This window comes from Halobiforma lacisalsi AJ5 (genome assembly GCF_000226975.2).
GTDB classification, from domain to species: Archaea; Halobacteriota; Halobacteria; order Halobacteriales; family Natrialbaceae; genus Natronobacterium; species Natronobacterium lacisalsi.
Genome location: NZ_CP019285.1, coordinates 3,117,843 through 3,139,440 on the forward strand (window position 1 = coordinate 3,117,843; position 21,598 = coordinate 3,139,440).

Below are 21,598 nucleotides of genomic sequence, written 5' to 3' on the forward strand. Positions count from 1 at the left end.
CACCGGGCCATTGTTTCCCGCTGGCTTCCTGTGGCCACGTTGCGGTTAACCACACCCCGGACGCGCGCGGTCGAACCCGGCCGACGGTCGTCCGACTCGAGCGGAACGTTTGTAGCAGCTACAACTCCGGCGCTGACGACGAACGGTGACGAAACGTCCACGTACAGCCGACCGTTCGGCGCACTGACTCGAGGCTCAGTCGTAGCTCTCCTCGGTCGCGACGGCGACGACGGTCCCGTCGGTGATCGCGTAGACCGTGTCGTCTTGCCGTTCGAACTCGAGGCCGGCGGCCGCGGTGGACTCGTCGGCCGCGGGGATCGCCACGGTCTCGACGGCGTCGGTCCCGTCGACGGTCACCTCGAGGACGAACTCGCCGTCCTCGGAGGCGACGGTGACGAACCTGTCGTCGATCCGTACCTCGGCCTGCGCGTCGTCGGACTCGAAGACGACGGTCTCGGGGTCGGGGGATTCACCCATCCGGACCTGATAGACGGGGTCGTTCCCGACCGGCTCCCAGCCCGCGCGTTCGACGTGGACGGTCGAACGCCAGCCCGGGCCGCCGACGGTGACCGTCTCCTCGCCGGTGTACGCCAGGTGATCCGCGGTGACCGCTTCCATCCAGATGTTGCGCCGCTCGCTCGCGACGATGACGCCACTGGCCTCGAGGCTCTCGTCTAGGTATTCGATACCGAAGTCGGAAACGAGTTCGTTCTCGACGTTTTCGGCGTACTCGATCGTGTAGTCCTCGATTTCGATCGCCGACTCGGGGGAGTGGGCCGCCCCGTCGACCGCGACCACGTTCACGGGGATCGCCATGCCCGCGAGGGCCGCGAGGACTAACAGGACACAGAGGAACGCGACACCGCGGCGGTGCAGCGACGTCAGTCTGGTTGCCCGACTGTTGCGGTAGCCGCCGGCGATGTCGTAGACGCGGTCGAACCGGTCCGTGCCGTCCGTGTCGGGGTTGCCACCCTCGGCTCCCCGATCGGGGCCGCTCCCCGCCGCGATCTCGAGGGGCCGATCGACCGACAGTTCGGTCCGGGCGCGAGCGAGTCGGCGGGCGATCTTTCTCGGCACGGCGGGTCGTTCCGAGGCGGTAAGCGCGACCGTGATCACGAGCGCGAGCACGGCCACGATGACGATGCCGGGGCCCCGGTAGAGGTAGAAGACGTTGCCCTCGCCGAACCAGTAGATCTGGTACAGGCCACGCGAAACGGCGTAGATCAGGACTGCCGCCCAGATCCGGAGCGCGTCGGGGCGGGTGTCGCGGCGCTCGAGGAGGGCGATCCCGATCACGAGGCCGACGAAGAACCCGAGGGCGTGGCCCTGGATGGCGACGGCGGCCCACGAGGGCGCGGACGGCGGACTCGGCTCGGCGACGTAGCGGTAGATCGGCGACTGGAGCGCGCGGTAGATCGTCGTGAGTACGCTCTGGACGCCGATCGCGGCGACGAGCGTCGTGATGGGGTACTGGACGAGCGCGACGGCGACGAACGCGAAGACGATGCCCGAGAATCCGATTACGGGGCCCAGCGAGAACAGACTCGTGAGGAGTCCGATTCCGATGACGACGGCGGGGAAGACGAAAAGCGCCCGGACCCAGGGGTTCGATCGGAGTCGGCCGTCGTCGCCACTGTCCGGGTAGTGACCCCAGGCGTACTCCGCCAGCGGGGAGACGACGACCGTCCCCGCCAGATTGCTCACGAGGTGGCCCGGGCCGGCGTGGGCGAACGACCCCGTGAGTATCCCCAGCGGGTAGAAATACGACCAGGCGCGGTAGGGGATCGTGACCGGATCGGAGAAGTCCGTGATCCCGTCCTGGACGAACAGGTAGACCGCGAGGACGAACGCAGTCACGACGAGCGTGCCCCAGGGGACGCCCAGGACGAGCCGATCGCCGGCGATCTCGCGCCACGGGCGTTCGGGGTTCTGGAGGCGTCGAACGGCGGCGATCGACGCCGCGAAGGTGACCGCGACCGCGGCCGCGAGCACCGTCCCGAGCAAGCGCATGTCACTCTGGTTCGACCGGAGCCGTATAGTGATTACCTTCCCCTCTCCCGGGTTCGGTCGCGATCGCCCACAGCCGTTCAGGGCGCGGAATCGATCCCCGCCGGAAACCGGCTTCGAAAGGTACAAGCGGCCGACGGCCGGATTCGTTGACATGGAACTGCGGGTCACCGAGCGCACCGACGACGAACTCTCGATCGAAATCGCCGGCGAGGATCACACGTTCATGAACGTCCTCAAGGGCGCACTGCTCGAGCACGAGGACGTGAGCGCGGCCACCTACGACGTCAACCCCGAGCAGTCCGGCGGTCAGACGGAACCGATCCTGACGATCAAGACCGAAGACGACGTCGACCCCATCGACGCCCTCGAGGAAGCGGCCGGCGACGTTCGCGACAAGGCCGTCTCGTTCCGCGAGGCGTTCGAAGCCGCTGCGTAACGGTCCCGTTTCTCTCCGCGACTGCGTCGGTACAGGGACGTCGTCTTCCGTGGCTTTCCTCGTTTCGTAGCGACGCTTCGACGGTCTCCGATGGAGTACTCGAGTTCCCTTGCACTCTCAGTTCCGTCCGCTGTTACGAACGCGAGGGGGGTCCCGGGGTCCCCGACGTTGGTCGACCGCGGGAAAACCCAATGCCCTCGTCGCTCAACAGGCGACGTAGGTGACGTAAATCGTCCCCTCGACGGCGTGGACGTCGACCCCCTCCGCGGCGGGGCCGTCGGCCGTGCTCACGTCGCTCGCGGCGAGCAACTGCTCGGCGACCGTATCGGCCAATTCGCCCTCGTTCTCGTACTCGTCCGGACCCGAAAGCGCGATCCGGTCACCGCTTAGATCGACGGCGCACTCGACGCCGAACTCGTCCGGGGAAACGGGCTCGGGCTGGGCGTCGTCGTACTCCATCGCCACGAACCCGCGGTTCTGGTACTCCGCGAACGCCGCGAGGCTTTCGTCGTAGCTCCGCGAGCCCTGCCGGTCGGCCTCGAGGCGCTCGTGAATCTCTCCCTCCGTGGCCTCGAGATCCAGACCGCCCGCGACGCTCCCGTTGCCGGACGCCTCGGGCGGCTCCGGCGCGCCGATGCCGGGAAGTATCTCCGGGGGGACGATTCCGGTCACAAACAGCAGGACGACGACGCCGACGACGGCGAACACCGGGAGGTACGGTCTGGCGACCTCGAACCAGCCCGGGGTGTCGAGTTCCCGTTCGACGTCGTCGTAGGTCTGCTCGGTCTTCTCGAGTTCGGGGTTGCCACACCGCGAGCAGGGCGGGTTGTTCCTGACGTGTTCGCGTCCGCAGTTGGGACACTCCCAGACGTAGGTCGTGCCGGTGTCGACGGTCTCGGTCGACTGCCGGTCGTCGGGGTCCCCCTCGCGGACGATCGCCCTCTCGAACTTGTTGTGCCCGCAGTTGTCACAGGGCGGGTCGTTTTCCTCGTGTGGTTTGCCGCACCAGGTACACCGCCACTTCACTAGTAAAACGGTCGACTCCGAAGGGATAAGCGTATTGGAACGACGAACTCGACGCGGGAAACGAGGCGGGAGAGCGCCTTACAGCCGAACCGGCACGCCTCGCTCGTCGAGGTACTCCTTCGTCTCCGCGATCGAGTACTCGTCGAAGTGGAAGATCGACGCCGCCAGTCCCGCGTCCGCGCCGGCCTCGGTGAACACGTCGTACATGTCCTCGGGACCGCCACAGCCCGAGGAGGCGATGACTGGGGTGTCGACGACGTCACAGACCGCCTCCGTCAGGGGCAGGTCGTAGCCGTCCTTGGTGCCGTCCTTGTCGATCGAGTTGACGAACAGCTCGCCCGCGCCGCGGGATTCGGCCTCTGCGGCCCACTCGAGGACGTCTATCCCGGTTCCTTCGCGGCCGCCCTTCTTCGTGCACTCGAACCAGCAGGACTCGCCGTCGACCTCGACGTAGTGTTCGCCCTCCTCGTCGAACCGGCGGCGGGCGTCGACGCTGATGACGATACACTGGCTGCCGAAGGCCGAGGCCCCTTCGTTGACCAGTTCGGGTCGCTCGAGCGCCCCCGTAGTGATGGAAACCTTGTCCGCGCCGGCCCGCAGAGTCTCCTTGATGTCGTCGGTGGTGCGGATGCCGCCGCCGACCGTAAGGGGAATGAACACCTCGTCGGCGACGTCGCGGACGACGTCGAGCATCGTCTCGCGGCCGTCCGCGGAGGCGGTGATGTCGAGGAAGACGAACTCGTCGGCCCCGGACTCGTTGTAGGCCTTGGCCATCTCGACCGGGTCGCCGGTGTACTTGAGGTCCTCGAAGTTAACGCCCGTGTAGACTGCCGGGTTCCCGTCCTCGTCCAGGTCGACGTCGATACAGGGGATGATTCGTTTGGTCAGTGTCATGTAGCTGTTACGCGAGGGTTCGTTCCGAGGGTAGTAAAGGGGTCTGGATCGGGCGATTGCAGCCGTCGTCGCGTGGCGCCCGCTCGCCGTCCGCTTCGGCCGTCGGTACCCGCGGATGCCGTTACTCGAGCACTCGCCCGCGGAAGGTCTCGACTGCTTCTCGGAAACCCTCGAGTCGTCCGCGTGCGATCGCGTAGTCGCGGTACTGGTCACCAAGCGAGACGTTCGTCTCCGGATCCCGCTCGGCCGCCCGGCGGAGGCCGTCGTCGGCCCACTCGATCCCGCGCAGCGTCTCCGCGAGGACGTAGGCGGCAAGCGACGGTGACTCGGACGGGGAGACGGGTTCGCCCGCCACTTCGAGGTCGCGGACCCCCTCTGCCGCCTCCAGGGCCGCCGACCGCTCCGCCAGCACGTCTTCGAGTGAGGGGTCCGCGAACCCGCCGCCGGCGATCCGGTCGCGAACCGACTCGAACGCGCGGAGGGCAACCTCGAACTCGAGTGCGCGGTGGAGGGCGGTTCCCAACTCGCCGTCGTCCGTGGCCGTCTTCAGCCGCTTGCGGGCGCTGTCGACCGGCTGACCGGCGCGCCAGACGGTGTGTTCGAGATACGAGTCCTCGAGGTCGCCGAGGCCGACCCCCTCGAGCCACTCCTCGTCCTGTTCGGGAAAATCGGCCGCGTCGGCGGCTTCGATCGACCGCTCGAGCGCGTCCTCGAAGACGGGCTGGAGGTCGGTACCACCCTCGCCGTCGCCCTCGCTCTCGAGCCCCGCCCGGTAGCGTTCGTCGAGGTGGTCCCAGGCCTCCACCGTCGCCGTCGCGTGCTCGAGTTCGCCCGCGCTCTCGCCGAGTTCGAGGGCGTCGTCGCCCGCGGCGACGCTCCAGCGATCGAGGGTCGCAGCGGCACGTGCCAGGTCGGACTCGCGGCGATAAGCGTACAGCGACGCCCGCAGTCGGCCGTCTCCGGTATCGGTCCCCCGATAGTCGATCCCATCGTGGCGGTCCCGCGCGACGGACCGAACCGCCCCTCGTTCGTCGCGGAGTTCCTCGAGCAAGCGCGTCCGTCGGTCCGGGTCGTCTTCGTCCGCGAACCTGACTACGAACCAACTCGTCAACGCGTGGCGGGCCGCCTGTCGGGCGCTACGGCTCTCCCGCAGGGCGTGGTACTGCGCGTCGCCGGTCGCGTCGCCGGCGTCGTCGCGCCCGGCGGTCGCCTCGTCGCGTTGCTCCACGATCTCCGTCCGCACGACGCCGTTGGGGACGTCCTCGGGCTCCAGTGCGTCGGGGACGTCGGCCAGCAGCGTATCGACGCGCTCGAGCGCGCCCTCGAGCGCGGTCGAGTCGGGCCGGACGGGGACTGGCCACGAGAACTCGACGGGATCGACGTCCCCGAGGGCGGCGTCGACGTCCCCCGCGCTGAACCGGACCGAGGAACTCGTCTCGTCGTTCCAGGAGAGCGCGCTACAGCCCGCGAGGGCGACCCCGCCGACGCCCGCGAGGCCGGCGAGGAAGCGTCGACGGGACGACCGGCCGGACGTGCCGCGGTCGTTCGCGGTCATTCGTCCTCACCTCCGTCGGTCGACTCGTTCGCCCCGGTGCTCGAGTCGTTCCCGTCGGTGTCGGTGCCGCCGTCCCGATCGCCTTCGGACCCGTCGGATTCCCCGGCGTCAGGGGTCGTCGAATCGGGACACGACATGTGCTCGGAACTGCCGCTGCTCGAGGGCCGCTCGGCGTACGGCCGGTCGACCCTGATGAGGATCACCTCCATCAGTTCCCTATCGGCTTCGCAGGGCGCCATCGGGCCCTTCAGGGTCCGACAGAACCGCGCGCGGAACTCGTCGTCCCGGGCTTCGATCCCGAGGAGTCGCCGCTCGTAACAATCTTCGATCGTCCGCTGGTGGACGACGATCGACTGGCTCCCGAAGTCGGTGGCCTCGAGGAACCTCCGGATCTCACTCTCGTCTTCCTCCGCGAGAGCTGGGTCGATCCAGAGGTCGTCGGCCGCCGATTCGTCGACGACGAACAGCCTCGAGAGTCGATGAGCGACGGTCTCGTCGTCCTGGGCGTCCTCGGCCTCGTCTTCCGACCGATAGACGAACGGGTCGGGGTCGTCGGAGCGGACGAACAACGACTCGTACTCGTGAGTGGAGTCGAACCCACCGTCCGGGGGACTTTCGCTCGCCGACCATTCAGTCGTGGATTCGCTTCCGTCGCCGGCACAGCCGGCCAGCGCCGCCGCGAGACAACCGCCAACGGCGGCGAGCAGCCGCCTTCGCGACCGCGATCGCGATGGGGACTGAGATGGAGACGTCGATCTGCACGTGGAGGGCATCGGTAGCGACTCGTCGCCAGAGCGGTAAATATCTCCGGGTGACACGACGCTTCGCCTCGCGTCCGATCTTCCCCGTCAGCGACCGACCGTACTGGTCGGAGCCGCCGCTCGCAGCGTGTAGGTGTTTTTAAGACCTCGAGGGGACAACGCCCGGACATGGCAGACGACACCGACCACGACTCGGCCGCAGACGTCGGTCACGACCTCGAGGACGAACGAACGACGGCACCGATGAGCGAGTACACGGCGAGCGACGTCACCGTCGGCTTCGTCGTCATGCTGATCGGCGTCGCGGTCGCGTTCGGAATACCGCTGATCGCGTTTTAGAAGACGTACTCGTCGTCGTGGCCCATCATTCCGTCGTCTTCGAGGCCGGTACCGCCACCGGTAGCTCCCTCCTCTTCGTCCATCGGCCCGCTGGTCTTGTAGGCTTTGATGCCCGTCGACAGGAGGTCCTCGATGGCCTCCTCGCGGTTGACGAACTCACCGCGTTCGACCATCTGGGCGATCTGCATCTCGAGGTGTTCCGGGATGGTGATCTCTACTTTCGGCATCTGATTCCGCTTTCGGCGAGGGGGTATTTAGGTTTGACGGGGAACAAACGTGACATCCTCCGCGCCCTGAAGGACGCGGCTTCCCGTACCGTGGGTGGGATATTTGCTGGTCTACGACACGACCTGTTCTCTCGGTTTGAATGTCCCGCTCTCGCGGTCGAACAGGTGTGTCGAGGGCTGTGACACGCAGCCGTTACTCCTATCCTCGCCGTGAGGACTCGGAGTTATCTTCTGGCGCATGTTCTCCGCTCCGTTACAATCTGCGTTGGCTACCAACTCACACGACAAACAGACGTACAGGCCACGTTCGACACGGTTCGACTTCGTGTCGTCACCACACCGTGAGCAGGTCTTCGAGGTGTTCCACTCGTTCTCCTTCAGCACCTCGACGCCACGGATCTCACCCTTGTACGCGAGGTACTGGTAGATGCGGTCAAACGCCCACGAGTGCAACTTCTTGTTCCCCGTTTTGCCCCAGTCTGAGTTCCGCACGTCTTCAGGCCAGCTCACCGCGAGCGTGCCAACATCACGTTCGACACACTCGGTGATGATGGTGTCCGTGAGAACGTGGTAGAAATGCGTCTCGCGGTCTGCGAGTTTCCTGCGTGCCCACATCGACTTCTCTGACGGGCCGTTCTCACCCTCAGTCTCGTACTCTGCTCGGGTGAAATAGTGCTTGTCTTGCTTAAGCGAGTTCCCGGGGTACAGGACGTACTCGTCAGGGAATGCAACCGTGGCGATATTCGTGATTCCGAGATCGATCCCTGCTACGCTGTCGCCTGCCGAGTCATTGGTCTCGCGTTCGACTTTGCAGACGAAGTGCAGTTCCCACTCGTTACCGTTCCAGACGGCACGAACGTTCTGCACTCGGGTGACTTCCGAGAGGTCAACGTCTGGCCGGGTCTGGTACTCACAGAGGATGAAGTCCGACCACCCTTCTTTCAAATTCGACCCTTTCGAGAGTCGGACGCGGTTGTTCTCTGGGTCGTGTTTGAACCCGTCTGCTTTGAACGTGACCGTACTCTTGGGTCGGTCATCGCCGTGTTTGCGGTAGCCGGGCGGATTCGCCTCGTCGTCTGTCTGTCGCAGATCGAACCACGACTGGAAAGCATCAGAAAGTTCTTCGATGACTTTCTGACTGGATTGTGCGTTCAAATCTTTCCAGCATGATTGGGTCTTCATATACGCTTTCAGGACGCCTTCAGATGGGATTTCTCCTGTTGCGTTCCAGATGCGGTCGGCTGTCCAGCGTGCGACGTTCCAGATCTTCGAGGCGGAGTCTCCGAGCGAATCGAGGCCATCGCAGACCTGTCGCTGGTTCTGGATAGAGCCAACGTAAGTACGAGTGACCTCGATCACCATGTATAGCCTATGTTGATAATCCAACTTAATGGTGCGGATTATCGTGGAATATCCAGCCTGCTACCGACAGTGGATTGTGTCATCCAACGACGCGATTCACGCCCACCGTAAACGGTGGGATTCTCTCGCTGTCCAAAGATAGATCGAAAAACGGCGTCGACGGACCGCCCCGGCCCCGCAGCGATCGACCGATTCCGTCCGCTGATCAGGGTGAAGTCGCAGAGCTGGACACGGTGACAGTTGCGATTTCCGACTCTCCGTCGACCGAACCTGCAGGCCCGCGTCCGTGCGGCCCGAATCGGGCCCCCGGCGTTAGCGGTTCCCCATCATCGAGTCGATGGCGTTCCGCAGCGACGTCCCCGGCTGGGTGATCGACTGCAGCTTGTTGAGCATCTTCCGCTGGTTGAAGTAGCTCGCGAACGCGAGAATCGTCGGCGGCCAGAGGCCGATGAACGTGCCGAGCTGGCGCTCTCCGCGGATGAAGAAGTAGTAAAGGGAGAGGCCCACGGATGCCGCCGACGCGATGGCCGCAGGGCCCATGGCTTCCTCGCCGACTTCTTCTGCTGCCTGTTCCGTGACTTCCCGTTCGGGTAGCTGCTGTCTACTTGCCATACAGATGAGCGTAGTCGAGACTGTACTAAGGGGTGGCGAGGGTTTCGTGAGGAATCCCTCGACTTGTGACGAGGAGACGACCGTTTCGACGTGTTTCGAATCGTTTCGATCCCGCCACTGGGGCGGAAATTCGTCGTTACGCGCCCCAACCGTCATGCTCGAGGGGAGGTGGCGTCGCTCGCAAGTGACACGCCGCTGAGAGGGAGTTCGACGTCTTCGGTCGAACGAGAAGGCGTCACATCTACGGTCGTCCCCACTAACCTACGCGTATGACTGACGACGCCATCGACGTCACGGACCTCTATCAGGAGTTCGGCGACGACCGGCTCCCCTCGGGACAGCGGGAGACGACCGCGTTTCCGGTCCTCTCGAAGGGTTCCACTCCCGACTGGGATCCCGAAACCTGGGAGTTCACCGTCACCGGGGCCGTCGACGAGGAACTGACCTTCTCCTGGGACGAGTTCCGCGACCTGCCAAGCGAGACACAACGCCAGGACTTTCACTGCGTAACGGGCTGGAGCAAGTTCGACTGCGAGTTCACCGGGGTTCCGTTCCCCGAACTCGCCGAGCGGGCGGGCCTCGACGACGACGTCTGCCACGTCCTGTTCTCGGCGCTCGACGGGTACACGACGGACCTCCCCCTCGAGGACTGCATGCGCGAGGAAGTCCTGTTCACGTGGGCGTTCGACGGCGAGGAACTGCCGGCGGACCACGGCGGCCCGCTCCGGGTCGTCACCCCCCACAAGTACGCCTACAAGGGGGCCAAGTGGGTCGACGGCGTCGAGTTCCTCACCGAACCCGAACTCGGCTACTGGGAGCGGCGCGGCTATTCGGAGACGGCCAACCCCTGGGAAGAGGAGCGATATAGTTAGGCTGAAGGCGCGGCGGTCCTGAACCCCGTTCGATGGAGAGGACGTCGGGCGAGGGCCGGAACCGGGAGCCGGAGCGAGGCCGAGTTACGGCCGAGACCGACACCGAGACCGACACCCGAACCGAAGGCGGGACCGAATCCGCTGGCGACACTCGCGAACTCGTCGCCCGGAGCCGGGACCTCGAGGACGAGGACGTTTCTTTCGGCGCGATAGTCGATACGGACGCCGAGACGCGGATCCAGTGGGCGACGCCCGCTGGCCTCGAGGTCGTCGGTCGCGGGGCAGTCGCCGAGATCACGGCGGCCGGTCCCGACCGGTTCGATACCGTTCGCCGGCGCGCGGATCGACTGTTCGCGACCCTCGAGCACGACGGGCCAGCGGTCGCCCGACCGCGCGCGTTCGGCGGGTTCGCCTTCCACGACGAGCACGACCCTGCCGCCGACCCCTGGACCGGGTTCGACGCGGCTTCCTTCGTCATCCCCGAGATTCTCGTGGTCAGAAGCGACGACGGGACCTGGCTGACCGCCGTCGCCGAGTCGGCCGACGCGGCCGAGGATCGTCTCGAGCGGTGGACCGACCGGCTGGCCGAAATGCCTGCGATGCGACCGAGCGGGTCGGGTCCTGGCATCGCCGACACCCGTCGCAGCACCTCGCCCGGCGAGTGGACCGATCAGGTCGAGACCGCACTCGAGCGGATCGCCGACGGCCGACTCACCAAGGTCGTGCTCGCACAGGCGCTTTCGGTCGATCTGGCGGCCGACCTGGACGTCGCGGCGGCCCTCGAGCGGCTGCGTCGTCGCTACCCGAACTGTTATCGCTTCCTCGTCGGCCACGAGGTCGGCAGGACCTTCTTCGGCGCACCGCCCGAGCGGCTGGTCGCGAAAACCGGCACTCGGGTCGAGACCGAGGCCCTGGCGGGCTCGGCCCCCCGCGGCGAGACGCCAGAGGAGGACGACGAACACGCCGAGCGGCTGTTCGACAGCGACAAGGTCGGGCGCGAGCACGGCCTCGTCGCCGAGTCGATCCGGGAGCAACTCGAGCCCCTGGCCCGGGAACTCACGATCGCCGACCGCGAGGTCCGGAAGCTGGCGACGATCCAGCACCTCAGGACGCCGATCGACGCCGAACTCGACGCGGATCGGCACGTGCTCGAACTCGCCGAGGCGCTGCACCCGACCCCGGCCGTCGGGGGCGTTCCCCCCGCGACTGCCTGGGAGACGATACGCGAGACGGAATCGTTCGCTCGCGGCTGGTACGCCGCGCCGGTCGGCTGGTTCGACGCCCATGGCGACGGCGAGTTCGCGGTCGGCATCCGCTCGGGCGTCGCCCGCGGGGACGAGATCACACTGTTCGCCGGCAACGGCATCGTCGCCGACAGCGATCCCGACGACGAATGGGAGGAAGTCCAGTTGAAGCTACGCTCGATTCTCGACGAACTCCGCTAATACGATGACCGATTCCACCCCGAGCCCGAACCCCGCGACCCTGTGGGGACGGACGCTCGCCGACGAACTCGCCGCCGGCGGCCTCGAGGCCGTCTGTATCGCCCCGGGAAGCCGTTCGACGCCGCTGACGGTCGCCTTCGCAGAACACCCGGAGATCGACGTCTACTCGCACCTGGACGAACGATCGAGCGCCTTCTTCGCGCTCGGCCGTGCGCGCCGGACGGGGGAGCCGACGGCGTTGATCTGTACCTCGGGCACCGCCGCGGCGAACTTCCACCCCGCGGTGATCGAGGCGAACCAGGCCCGCGTGCCGCTGCTCGTGCTGACGGCGGATCGGCCGCCCGAACTGCGCGACAGCGGCGCGAACCAGACGATCGACCAGACCAAACTCTACGGCGACGCCGTCCGCTGGTTCGCCGAGCTACCCGAACCGGAAGCCGACGAGCGGAAAGTCAGGAGTCTCCGGACGACCGCCGCGCGCGCCCTCGCCGAGACCGGCGGCCCCGAACCCGGACCGGTCCACCTGAACTGTCCGTTCCGGAAACCGCTCGAGCCGACCGAACTCCCCGGCTCCGTCCCGGAGTCGTTCGCGGAAACGCTCGCCGGCCGCGGCCGGGAGGGACCGTTCGTCGACGTCGATCGCGGGGACGTGACCCTCGAACTCGAGCGGGCACGCCCCGTCGCGGACGCGCTCGCGAATGCCGACCGCCCGCTGATCGTCGCCGGGCCGGCCGATCCGGCCGATCTCCGGGACTTCGAGCCCGATCGAGCGGTCGAACTCGCCGAGCGGATCGGCGCGCCGCTGCTCGCGGATCCGCTCTCCGGGCTCCGGTTCGGCCCGCACGTCGAGGACGGCCCGGTCTACGGCGGCTACGACGCCTACGCCGACGCGGTCGTCGATCCCGACGTCGTCCTCCGGTTCGGCGCGTCGCCGACCTCGAAACCCCTGCGCCACGCGCTGCGGGACGCCGACGCGCGCCAGTTCTTGATCGACCCCGCGGGCGCGTGGCGCGAGGCGACGTTCACTGCAACCGATCTGCTCGCCGCACGGCCGGAGTCGGTCGTCGAAGCCGTCCTCGAGGTCCTCGACGGACTCGAGACCGACGAGAACGGAACGAACGACGCGTGGCGATCCCGCTTCGATGCCGCGGAGCGCCGTCACTGGAAGCTCCGGGATGACGCCCGGACCCGCGATGCTCTCGCGGAGACGCCCTTCGAGGGGGCCGTCCTCGCGTCCGTCCTCGAGCGTGCGCCCGATCCCGCGACGATCTTCGTCTCGAATAGCATGCCCGTCAGGGACGCCGACCGGTTCGGCAAACCCCGGGACGCCGACCTGACGGTCCTCTCGAACCGCGGCGCGAGCGGCATCGACGGCATCGCGAGCACGGCCCTCGGCGCCGGGAGCGCCGCCGACGAACCGCTCGTGGTCGTCACCGGCGACCTCGCCTTCTACCACGACTCGAACGGGTTGCTCGCGGTCGACCGCTGTGACGTTGACGCGACGATCGTCCTGCTGGACAACGACGGCGGCGGCATCTTCCACAAACTCCCGATCGAGGAGTTCGATCCGCCGTTTACCGACCAGTTCAAGACGCCCCACGGCCTCGAGTTCGACGCGCTCGCGGACCTCTACGGCCTCGAGTTCGAGTCGGTGTCGCCCGGCGGGTTCGCGGACGCCTACGAGCGGTCGCTCGAGCGGACGGGGACACAGGTGCTTTCGGTTTCGTTCGACGCGGAGACGAGCCATCGTCGGCGGGAGGAACTCGCGCGGCGGGTCTCGAACGCGGTCGAACGGGACGAGTAGACGGCTTCTCTCGACGGCCTTCAGGGCCGCAACGCCCACCAGACGACGATCGCGTACCCGAACGGGATCCAGGCGAACGCGATCGTCGCCGCGCCGCGAAGCGAGAACGGCGACAGTATCGCGGTCCGGACCACCACGGTCGGAATCACCAGGCTCCAGAACCCGAACATCGCGGTCGCGACCCTGGGGAACGTAAGCGCGTAGGCCACGAACGCGAGCGTACACGCCGCGACGACGGCGTTGGTCCAGGTCGCGAACACGGGGGTGACGCTCGAGTAGACGAACAGCGGGTACAGCGCCCAGAGACAGGCGAGCGTCACCGCCGCGGATCGCGTGAGCGGCCGTCCCTGCCACTCGAGGTCGACGTCGTCGTCCCAGTCGTGGACCGCGTAGCCGTCGTCCGCGGCGGATTCGGTCCCGGCTTCGCCGGTCCCAGCGTCCGTTTCCGCGGCCGACGCTCCCTCGGGGGTCGAAAACCCCTTCCCCGGGTTCGCCCGCTCGGACGTCCCGGTCCCAGCCGTTTCCCGGTTGACTTCCTCGTAGACCTCCTGCCACCGACTCCGGTTGCCGGTACGTCGACGGCCTCCTCGGCGGCCGGATCTGCCGCTCGAGGTCCCCGTCTGGCTGGCGGTCGATCCGCGTCGACCCGTCCCGCGGGTGCGGGTATTCGTCCCGCGCGCGCCGTCGGCGGTCCCGCGGCCTGGGTCGGCCGACGGATCCTCGTCTCCAGTCGACCCGTCGCGCTCGCCGCTATCGGCCGTCGCCGGTCCGTCGGCTAACTCGACGTACGCCTCGTGGCCGAGGCGATCGTAGCGAGCGCGTTCGGCCTCGTCCCCGAGCACCGACTCCGCTTCGGCGACCCGCTGGAACTCCTCGGCGGCGTCCGGGTCGTCGCTCTGGTCCGGATGGGTCTCGAGGACTCGCTCCCGGTAGGCGGCCTCGATCTCCGCCGGGGTGGCGTCGGGGTCGACCTCGAGAACGTCGTAGTACGTCTCGGCCACGCGATCCGGTTTCGTCGCCGCGATAAAAACGCTACTGTCGCCGCGGGTTACCGCGCTCGTCCGCCATCACCCGAATGAACTGTATAGGGATATACGAAATGGAGATCGATGACTGCTGAGATCCGGACGAAGGCGTTCGCGGTCGAGTTCCTCGAGGGGGATCGTCGGTGGAACCGGTAGTCGGAAACGGAGACAGCCCTCGCGCTGTGTCGCCACAACCCGCGCCGGATTCCGGTTGTGATAGAGCGCTCCCGGATCAGCCGTCGAGCGACGAAAACGTCCACCAAACCGGAGTAAATCGGGAAATCGGGGGAAAAGGTCGGTGGAAACAGCCTCAATACGGGGAAAATATCGTTGAGCCGGAGTCAACGACTTCGGTATATATTGAGGTGAGTGACCGAGGAGAGATCGCAATGACCCGAATCCGAACGATCTTCCTGACGATCGCGCTGGTGACCGCGCTGGCGGCGCTCCCGCTCGGTGCGGCTGCCGCGTTCGATGGTACCGACACGCAAACCGAGACGGCGAACGAATCGGTCGAGCCCGGCGAACGGATGGCCGGCGTCGTTGGCGTCCAAACCGCCGAAATAGACGGCGAACTGGACGAGCGCACGTACGGCGTGAAAATCGCGACCGCTCGGACGGACCAGGCGAAAGCCGACGTCGTGGACGAGCGATTCGACGAGATCCGAGACCGCCTCGAGGACCACGAGGCGGAACTCGAGGAGTTGGAACGGGCGCGCGAAGGGGGTGAGATCAGCGAAGGCGAGTACAGGGCCGAGGTGGCGACGATCGAGGCCGAGAAGGCAAACACCGAGCGAGCGGCCGAGCAGGTCGGGGAGACCGCTGACGGACTCCCCGAGGACGTCCTGGCCGAGCAGGGCATCGACGTGGACGCGATTCACGAACTGCGTGACCGGGCGAGCGAACTCGGCGGGCCGGAGACGGCGGAACTCGCGAAATCGATCGCGGGCGAGGACGTCGGGACGTCGGTCGTCGACGATCGAACGCCCGACCGACCGGATGCTGAGGAGGATAGCGAACCGGAGGGTGACGGCTCCGACTCGGACGACGGGACCGATGAGGAACGAGACGCCGAGGACGACGAGACTGAGACCGAGGACGAACGGGACGCCGAGGCCGACGGTGACGAGCACGGTCGCTAACCATGCCGCGGTCAATCGCAGTCGTCGCGGTCGCCTCGTTGCTACTCGCGAGCGTCCTCGTGACTCCCGTAGCGGCGACGACCGGGATCGAGGATCCCGACGAATCGACCGTACACGTCGCCGTGGAGACCACCGGCGACGCGACGGTATCCCTGGTCACCGTGTACGAGTTGAGCGACGAAACGGAGCGTGCGGCGTTCGAATCGCTAGAGAACGACGAAAGCGCCCAGCACGAACTGCGCGATCGGTTCGCTGAGCGGATGGCGTCGGTTGCCGACGGGGTCGGTGAGGACGGTGCGACGACGATCACCGACGAGTCGATCGACGTCCGGACCGAAGGCGAGCGCGGTATCGTGACGGTCTCGGTCACGTGGACCGACTTCGCCGAGACCGACGGCGATACGCTCGTCGTGGCCGAACCGTTCGCGAGCGGGTTCGAAGCCGACCAGCCGCTGGTCGTCGCCGGTCCGGACGGGTCGACGATCGAACGCGTCTCCCACGAACCCGACGAGGAATCGGAGCACCGAGCCTCGTGGGACGCCGGAACGGATCTGAGCGGCTTCGAGATGGCCTTCTCGCTCGAGGGAGTCGACACGGAAGCCGACGGTGAAACCGAGACCGGTGCCGGAGCCGGTGACAAACTGCCCGGGTTCGGCGTCGGCGTCGCGCTGGTCGCGATAGTCGCCGGGGTCGGACTGGCGAGACGCGCGGCGGGTCGACGGTCGCGAGCCGAGTAGCGGCGTCCGTTTTTCGAGTCCTCGTCGCCGAGTACCCGTTAGGTGTCGCGGTAGCTGTCCTGGGGACGGAACGCCGCTACAGCAGCCCGTCTGATCCATCGCGAACCGACACGCGAACCTATTTCACGTCGCCGTCGCCAAACTCGAGGCAAGACAGATGGTATCGGAACTCTTCGACCCCGATCGCTGGGAGCCGATCGAGGACCTGAACGCCGATTTCCGGGATATCACGTACCACCGCGCCGTCGACTCCGGAACGGTCCGGATCGCGTTCGACCGCCCCGAGGTGCGCAACGCCTTCCGCCCCGGGACGGTCGACGAACTCTACGACGCCCTGGAACACGCCAAACGACAGACCGACGTGGGCTGCGTGTTGCTGACCGGGAACGGTCCCTCGCCGAAGGACGGTGGCTGGGCGTTCTGTTCCGGCGGGGATCAGACGATCCGCGGCGAGGACGGCTACCAGTACGAGGGTGACGAAGAACGAGCGTCCGAACAGGGCCGCCTGCACATCCTCGAGGTCCAGCGGCTCATCCGCCATATCCCGAAGGTCGTCGTCTGTGTCGTCCCGGGCTGGGCTGTCGGCGGCGGCCACTCGCTGCACGTCGTCTGCGATCTCACGCTCGCCAGCGAGGACCACGCGAAGTTCCTCCAGACCGATCCCGACGTGGCGAGTTACGACGCCGGCTTCGGTTCGGCGTACCTCGCCAAACAGATCGGCCAGAAGAAGGCCCGTGAGGTCTTCTTCCTCGGGAAGACCTACGATGCCGCCGAAGCCGAGGAGATGGGCATGGTCAACGAGGTCGTCCCGCACGAAGAACTCGAGGAGACCGCCCTCGAGTGGGGCGAGCGGATCAACGCCAAGAGCCCGACGGCGATGCGGATGCTCAAGTACGCGTTCAACATGACCGACGACGGCATGGTCGGCCAGCAGGTCTTCGCCGGCGAGGCGACCCGACTCGGCTACATGACCGACGAGGCGAAGGAGGGGCGGGACGCGTTCGTGGAGGGCCGCGAACCGGAGTTCGACGACTATCCGTGGCACTACTGACGGACTACTGACGGGCGTCGTCCGGTAGCTGTTGGGAGCAAACCATTTCCACCCGACTCTCGAAGTGCGTGCCGTGACGCTCCCCGACACCGATCGCTCCGGGCTCTCCCGGCGCGAGCATCTCCGTGCGCTGGTCGCCGTCGGCGGTGTGAGTGCGCTCGGCGCGTGTCTCGATCTCGGGGCCGACGGCGACGGAGCAGGGGGTTCGAACGCCGTGTCCGTGCCGTCCGGCACAGACCCGGCCGCGCTGCCGGAGCGACAGCACGCCTGGAACGAAGCCCTCCCGACCGACGAGGGCGGGAACGTTCGCCCGCCGGAACACCACGTGCTGGTCGCGCTCTCGCTCGCCGACGGGGTCGACGTCCCGCCGAGTGACGACGCACGGGAGACCCTCGAGACGGCGCTGCGAACGCTCGAGCGCGCGTACGAACGCAGCAACGAGGGACTGCTGTTTACGCTGGGGTACACTCCGGAGTACTTCGATCGGTTCGACGAGCCGTTGCCCGATGACTCCCTCCCCGACCCCGAACCGCTGTTTCCCGGCGGCGACCCCGCGGTCGACGCACACGATGCCGTCCTCCACCTGGCGAGCGACGAGGCGGCGGTCGTCCTCGAGGCCGAGGAGGCGCTGTTCGGCGACCGTGAGACGGTCAACGGTATCGCCCTCGAGGCGGACCCGACGGCCGTTGTCGACCCGCTCCCGGAGCGGCGTCGGACCGGGTTCGTCGGTGAGGGTCTCCCGGCCGAACACACTGACGTCCCGGGCGTTCCGAACTCGATCCCGGTGGAAGCGCCGTTCTTCATGGGCTTTCGCTCGGGATTCCGGCGCAGCCAGGCGACCGAGGACCGAGTGACGATCGAGTCGGGGCCGTTCGCGGGTGGGACGACCCAGCAGATCACGACGATGGCCCTCCAGCTCGAGGCCTGGTTCGAACAGGACAACCACTTCCAGCGCGTCTCGAAGCTGTTCAGTCGGGAACACGCGGAGAGGGACCTGGTCGGCGAGTACGGCGAGGCCCTCGAGGCCTCGAACGGCCTGACCGAGGAGCGGATCGATTCGACCGCCGCGGACGCCCGCGAACACGGCGTGGTCGGCCACGCCCAGAAGGCAGCGCGAGCGCGGGAGGACGGCGACCCTCCGCTGCTGCGGCGCGATTTCAATACCGTCGACGGCGACCGGCCGGGGATTCATTTCCTCTCCCTGCAGCGGACCATCGCCGACTTCGCCCGCGTCCGGGAGGCGATGGTCGGCGAGGACCTGGGGGTTCCGACGGCGAACAACGGGATCCGTCACTACGTCTTCGTCGACCGGCGCGGGAACTATCTGCTGCCGCCGCGGTCGCTGCGGGCGCTGCCAGTGCCGGACCCGGGACGGAGCTGAGACTGACTATGCGAGATCGGACCACCTTCGACAGGATCGACCGACGAACGTTCGTGACCGGCGTCGCAGCCGGGACCCTCACCGTTGGGGGGTGTACGAACGAGGGATCGGACGACGACGACGACGCGAGCGAGGGCGGCGATGGAGACGAGGTCGAAGACGCGGACCTCGAGGTCGGCCCCGCCTTCCGGGAGGTCGAGGAGCCGCCGGACGCGGTCTACCTGCCGACCCACCGGGAGGCGATGCGGACCGTCGACCCCCTCGAGGCCGGTGACTACACCATCGTCCCGATGCTCTCCTATCCGCACCCGTTCTGGCTGGTGACGGGCGGGACCGGCGAGGACGACGTGTCCCGCGAGGTGCCCGACGACGGCCGCGGCGTCCACCTGATGTTCGTCCTTCGGGACGCGAAGACCGACATCGTGCTCCCAGTCGGAGACGGGGCCAGGATCGAAATCTCCGCGGACGGCGAACCGGTCGGCGGCCCGCGTTCCCCGTGGCCGATGATCTCCCAGGAGATGGGGTTTCACTTCGGCGACAACGTCTCGCTGCCGGGGGATGGGACCTACCGCGTCGAGATCACGCTGCCGCCGCTCTCGACCCGGACGACCGGCGACCTCGAGGGGCGATTCGAGGAGCGTGCGACCGCGGAGTTCGAGTTTACCTACGACGACGCGTTTCGCGAGGGGGTTGTCGGCGGCGTCGACTATCTCGACGAGGAGGAGTGGGGGCGGCGGGACGCGCTCGAGTTGATGGACGCTGCGACGGGAGGAACCGGGGACGGACCATCGGCCGACGAGTACCCGGGGACGGCACTCGTCGCAGCCGAGGACGACGACGGCGTGGAACTCCCTCGGAGCGGCGACACAGCCGTTCTCGCGACCCTCGTCGAGTCCGGCAACCGGTTCGCCGCCGACCCCTATCTGCTCGTCTCGCTGCGGACGCCGTACAACGGCGTTCCGTTGCCCCACGCGTTTCTCTCCGCGACCGTCGAACGCGACGGCGAGCCCATCGCGTCGGAAGTTCCCCTCGAGGGGGCCGTCGACGGCGAGGTCGGCCACCACTACGGCGCGTCGCTCGCCGACGTCCGACCGGGTGACGCCGTGACGATCACGTTCGAGTCGCCGCCGCAGGTCGCCCGCCACCAGGGGTACGAGACCGCGTTCCTCGAGATGCCGCCGGTCGAACTCGAGGTGTCCGACCGGTGAGCGGAGCGTTCGGTCGCGCTGGAGTCGCGCTCGCCCTGGCGCTCGCCTGCGCTCTCGCTATCGTCACGGGCACGTTCGCGATCCCGGCCGCGGCGGGCGACAACGTCGCGATCTTCGCCCTCGAGCCGGCCGAGATCGACGCGGAGTCGGGCGGGACGGTCGAGCTATCGCTGGTCGTCGGCACTCACGGCGACTACGCGGGTAACGGGATCGACGAACTGTCGGCAACCCTGGCCTACGACCCGGCGGTCTTCTCGGTCGCGGAGATCACACACGAGGGGATGCTCGCCCAGGGCGACCCGGACGCGTCGGTCGACGGCTCGGCGACCGTCGATGACGGAGACGGCACGGTGACGATCGAGCAGGAACGCGACCCGTCAGGAGACGGTGCGGCGACGACTGCCCCGGCGGCGACCGTTCGGTTCGACGTCGCGCCGGACGCGCGGACGGCGAACGAGACGATCGAGGTGGCAGAGACGTCGGCGATCCTCGTTACCGACTATCCGCAGGGGACGACGGTCCGGGATGCCACTGTCGCGGTCGAAGCCGCCGAGAACCCGGGCGAGGCCGAAGGTGGAGTCACCGACGCCATCCCCACTCCCGGGTTCGGAGCCGGTGCGGTGCTCGCGGCCGTCGCCCTCACCGCGACCCTGGCAGCGATCGGCCGGTCGGTGTGGCGGCGCTGACGAACTCGTCCCACCCGGTTCGTCGGTCGCAATGCCAACGTTGACACTCTCGCGAGTCGGACACTCGAGGTATAGGCATGACCGAGGTCGAGACGTCACGAACGAAGGCGTGGCTGATGGCGGCACGCCCTCAGACCTTGCCCGCTGCCGCGGGTCCCGTCATCGTCGGGACAGGACTTGCGGTCCACGAGGGCGTTTTCGCGCCGCTGCCGGCCCTGATGGCCTTCGTCGGTGCGGCGCTGATCCAGATCGGGACCAACTTCGCGAACGACTACTACGACGCGATCAAGGGGGCGGACACGGAGGACCGGGACGGGTTCACTCGAGTCACGCAATCGGGACTCATCCCGCCCGAACGGGTCAAACTCGCCACGATCGTCACTTTCGGCCTGGCGATCCTCTCGGGCACGTATCTCGTCTACGTCGGCGGCCTCCCGATCCTCGTCATCGGACTCGTCAGCGTCCTGTGTGGCTGGGCGTACACCGGCGGCCCGTACCCGCTCGGCTACCACGGCCTGGGCGATCTCTTCGTTTTCGTCTTCTTCGGGATCGTTGCCGTGATGGGGACCTTCTACGTGCAGGCGGCCGCAGTCGCCCCGGTCGGGCCGCTGATGACGTCGGTGCCGGACGGAACCGTCACGCTCGAGGCGTTCGTCGCCAGCCTCCCCGTGGCGGGGATCTCGACGGCGATCCTGGTCGTGAACAACATCCGCGACAGGGAGACCGACGCCGAAACCGGGAAACGAACGCTCGCGGTGCGGTTCGGCTACCGGGTGAGCCGCGTCGAGTACGTCGCGCTGATCGCGCTCGCGTACCTCGCACCGCTGTGGTTCTGGCCCATCTCGAGGGCGAGCGGGTTCGGGCCGGTCGTCCTGTTGCCCCTCCTGACCCTGCCCTACGCCGCAGCCGTCGCCCGGACGGTCTGTACGCGAACCGACGGCGATGCGCTGAACCCCGCACTGGAGGGGACCGGCAAACTGCTCGCGATTCACTCGCTTCTGTTCGCGGCGGGACTGGTGATCTGA

The 21,598-nt window shown here is 67.3% G+C and carries 21 protein-coding genes; 12 read left to right on the plus strand and 9 right to left on the minus strand.

Annotated elements, in window-relative coordinates:
- Positions 1-195: 195 nt before the first annotated feature.
- Positions 196-2,010, minus strand: coding sequence for a rhomboid family intramembrane serine protease (locus CHINAEXTREME_RS15160; RefSeq protein ID WP_007142625.1), 1,815 nt, complete (start codon positions 2,008-2,010; stop codon positions 196-198).
- 151 nt (positions 2,011-2,161) lie between these two features.
- Here CHINAEXTREME_RS15160 and CHINAEXTREME_RS15165 point away from each other — a divergent pair, with 151 nt between their 5' ends.
- The gene (locus CHINAEXTREME_RS15165) at positions 2,162-2,446 is read left to right on the plus strand and encodes a DNA-directed RNA polymerase subunit L (RefSeq protein WP_007142626.1); all 285 of its coding nucleotides are present in this window, start codon (positions 2,162-2,164) and stop codon (positions 2,444-2,446) included.
- Positions 2,447-2,650: 204 nt separating this feature from the next.
- Here the strand turns inward: CHINAEXTREME_RS15165 and CHINAEXTREME_RS15170 are convergent, their stop codons facing one another.
- The 4 genes from CHINAEXTREME_RS15170 to CHINAEXTREME_RS15185 all read right to left on the minus strand — a co-directional run bounded on the left by CHINAEXTREME_RS15170 (position 2,651) and on the right by CHINAEXTREME_RS15185 (position 6,694).
- Positions 2,651-3,472 carry a hypothetical protein gene (locus tag CHINAEXTREME_RS15170; RefSeq protein ID WP_007142627.1) on the minus strand — a complete coding sequence of 274 codons (822 nt, stop codon included), beginning with the start codon at positions 3,470-3,472 and terminating at the stop codon, positions 2,651-2,653.
- 78 nt (positions 3,473-3,550) lie between these two features.
- A complete protein-coding gene (hisF, locus tag CHINAEXTREME_RS15175) occupies positions 3,551-4,366 on the minus strand; it encodes an imidazole glycerol phosphate synthase subunit HisF (RefSeq protein WP_007142628.1) in 816 nt (271 codons plus the stop codon).
- A 121-nt stretch (positions 4,367-4,487) separates the two neighbouring features.
- Positions 4,488-5,921 (minus strand): hypothetical protein, encoded by a 1,434-nt coding sequence (locus CHINAEXTREME_RS15180; protein ID WP_007142629.1) that lies wholly within the window; start codon positions 5,919-5,921, stop codon positions 4,488-4,490.
- Positions 5,918-6,694 (minus strand): hypothetical protein, encoded by a 777-nt coding sequence (locus CHINAEXTREME_RS15185; RefSeq protein WP_238593301.1) that lies wholly within the window; start codon positions 6,692-6,694, stop codon positions 5,918-5,920. The genes CHINAEXTREME_RS15180 and CHINAEXTREME_RS15185 overlap by 4 nt, the downstream gene beginning before the upstream one ends.
- A 156-nt stretch (positions 6,695-6,850) precedes the next feature.
- On the opposite strand from CHINAEXTREME_RS15185, the gene CHINAEXTREME_RS21910 reads away from it, so the two are divergent.
- On the plus strand, positions 6,851-7,021 hold the full coding sequence (locus tag CHINAEXTREME_RS21910; protein ID WP_007142631.1) for a DUF7550 family protein: 171 nt from the start codon (positions 6,851-6,853) through the stop codon (positions 7,019-7,021).
- Here the strand turns inward: CHINAEXTREME_RS21910 and CHINAEXTREME_RS15190 are convergent.
- From CHINAEXTREME_RS15190 to CHINAEXTREME_RS15200, 3 genes are all read right to left on the minus strand, one after another.
- Positions 7,018-7,248 carry a ribbon-helix-helix domain-containing protein gene (locus CHINAEXTREME_RS15190; RefSeq protein WP_007142632.1) on the minus strand — a complete coding sequence of 77 codons (231 nt, stop codon included), beginning with the start codon at positions 7,246-7,248 and terminating at the stop codon, positions 7,018-7,020. The genes CHINAEXTREME_RS21910 and CHINAEXTREME_RS15190 overlap by 4 nt on opposite strands.
- Positions 7,249-7,359: 111 nt before the next feature.
- A complete protein-coding gene (locus CHINAEXTREME_RS15195) occupies positions 7,360-8,610 on the minus strand; it encodes an RNA-guided endonuclease InsQ/TnpB family protein (protein WP_007142633.1) in 1,251 nt (416 codons plus the stop codon).
- 312 nt (positions 8,611-8,922) lie between these two features.
- The gene (locus tag CHINAEXTREME_RS15200; RefSeq protein WP_007142634.1) at positions 8,923-9,222 is read right to left on the minus strand and encodes a hypothetical protein; all 300 of its coding nucleotides are present in this window, start codon (positions 9,220-9,222) and stop codon (positions 8,923-8,925) included.
- 269 nt (positions 9,223-9,491) lie between these two features.
- On the opposite strand from CHINAEXTREME_RS15200, the gene CHINAEXTREME_RS15205 reads away from it, so the two are divergent.
- The 3 genes from CHINAEXTREME_RS15205 to menD are packed head-to-tail and all read left to right on the plus strand — an operon-like array spanning position 9,492 to position 13,343.
- Positions 9,492-10,094, plus strand: a complete 603-nt coding sequence (locus CHINAEXTREME_RS15205) for a sulfite oxidase-like oxidoreductase (protein ID WP_007142635.1) — start codon at positions 9,492-9,494, stop codon at positions 10,092-10,094.
- 32 nt (positions 10,095-10,126) lie between these two features.
- Positions 10,127-11,539, plus strand: coding sequence for an isochorismate synthase (locus tag CHINAEXTREME_RS15210; protein ID WP_007142636.1), 1,413 nt, complete (start codon positions 10,127-10,129; stop codon positions 11,537-11,539).
- A gap of 4 nt (positions 11,540-11,543) precedes the next feature.
- Positions 11,544-13,343, plus strand: coding sequence for a 2-succinyl-5-enolpyruvyl-6-hydroxy-3-cyclohexene-1-carboxylic-acid synthase (gene menD / locus CHINAEXTREME_RS15215; protein ID WP_007142637.1), 1,800 nt, complete (start codon positions 11,544-11,546; stop codon positions 13,341-13,343).
- Between the two features lie 20 nt (positions 13,344-13,363).
- Here the strand turns inward: menD and CHINAEXTREME_RS15220 are convergent, their stop codons facing one another.
- Entirely contained in the window at positions 13,364-14,344 is a 981-nt protein-coding gene (locus CHINAEXTREME_RS15220; RefSeq protein WP_007142638.1) for a DnaJ domain-containing protein, read from the minus strand.
- 413 nt (positions 14,345-14,757) lie between these two features.
- On the opposite strand from CHINAEXTREME_RS15220, the gene CHINAEXTREME_RS15225 reads away from it, so the two are divergent.
- The 7 genes from CHINAEXTREME_RS15225 to CHINAEXTREME_RS15255 all read left to right on the plus strand — a co-directional run bounded on the left by CHINAEXTREME_RS15225 (position 14,758) and on the right by CHINAEXTREME_RS15255 (position 21,598).
- A complete protein-coding gene (locus CHINAEXTREME_RS15225) occupies positions 14,758-15,510 on the plus strand; it encodes a hypothetical protein (protein ID WP_007142639.1) in 753 nt (250 codons plus the stop codon).
- Between the two features lie 2 nt (positions 15,511-15,512).
- On the plus strand, positions 15,513-16,247 hold the full coding sequence (locus tag CHINAEXTREME_RS15230; RefSeq protein WP_007142640.1) for a DUF7345 domain-containing protein: 735 nt from the start codon (positions 15,513-15,515) through the stop codon (positions 16,245-16,247).
- Between the two features lie 157 nt (positions 16,248-16,404).
- Positions 16,405-17,298, plus strand: coding sequence for a 1,4-dihydroxy-2-naphthoyl-CoA synthase (locus CHINAEXTREME_RS15235; RefSeq protein ID WP_007142641.1), 894 nt, complete (start codon positions 16,405-16,407; stop codon positions 17,296-17,298).
- 73 nt (positions 17,299-17,371) lie between these two features.
- The gene (locus CHINAEXTREME_RS15240) at positions 17,372-18,679 is read left to right on the plus strand and encodes a DUF7405 family protein (protein ID WP_007142642.1); all 1,308 of its coding nucleotides are present in this window, start codon (positions 17,372-17,374) and stop codon (positions 18,677-18,679) included.
- Positions 18,680-18,687: 8 nt separating this feature from the next.
- The gene (locus tag CHINAEXTREME_RS15245; RefSeq protein ID WP_007142643.1) at positions 18,688-19,887 is read left to right on the plus strand and encodes an iron transporter; all 1,200 of its coding nucleotides are present in this window, start codon (positions 18,688-18,690) and stop codon (positions 19,885-19,887) included.
- Positions 19,884-20,573 (plus strand): hypothetical protein, encoded by a 690-nt coding sequence (locus CHINAEXTREME_RS15250; protein WP_007142644.1) that lies wholly within the window; start codon positions 19,884-19,886, stop codon positions 20,571-20,573. Before CHINAEXTREME_RS15245 ends, CHINAEXTREME_RS15250 begins: the two co-directional genes overlap by 4 nt.
- 77 nt (positions 20,574-20,650) lie before the next feature.
- Positions 20,651-21,598, plus strand: coding sequence for a 1,4-dihydroxy-2-naphthoate polyprenyltransferase (locus CHINAEXTREME_RS15255; protein WP_007142645.1), 948 nt, complete (start codon positions 20,651-20,653; stop codon positions 21,596-21,598).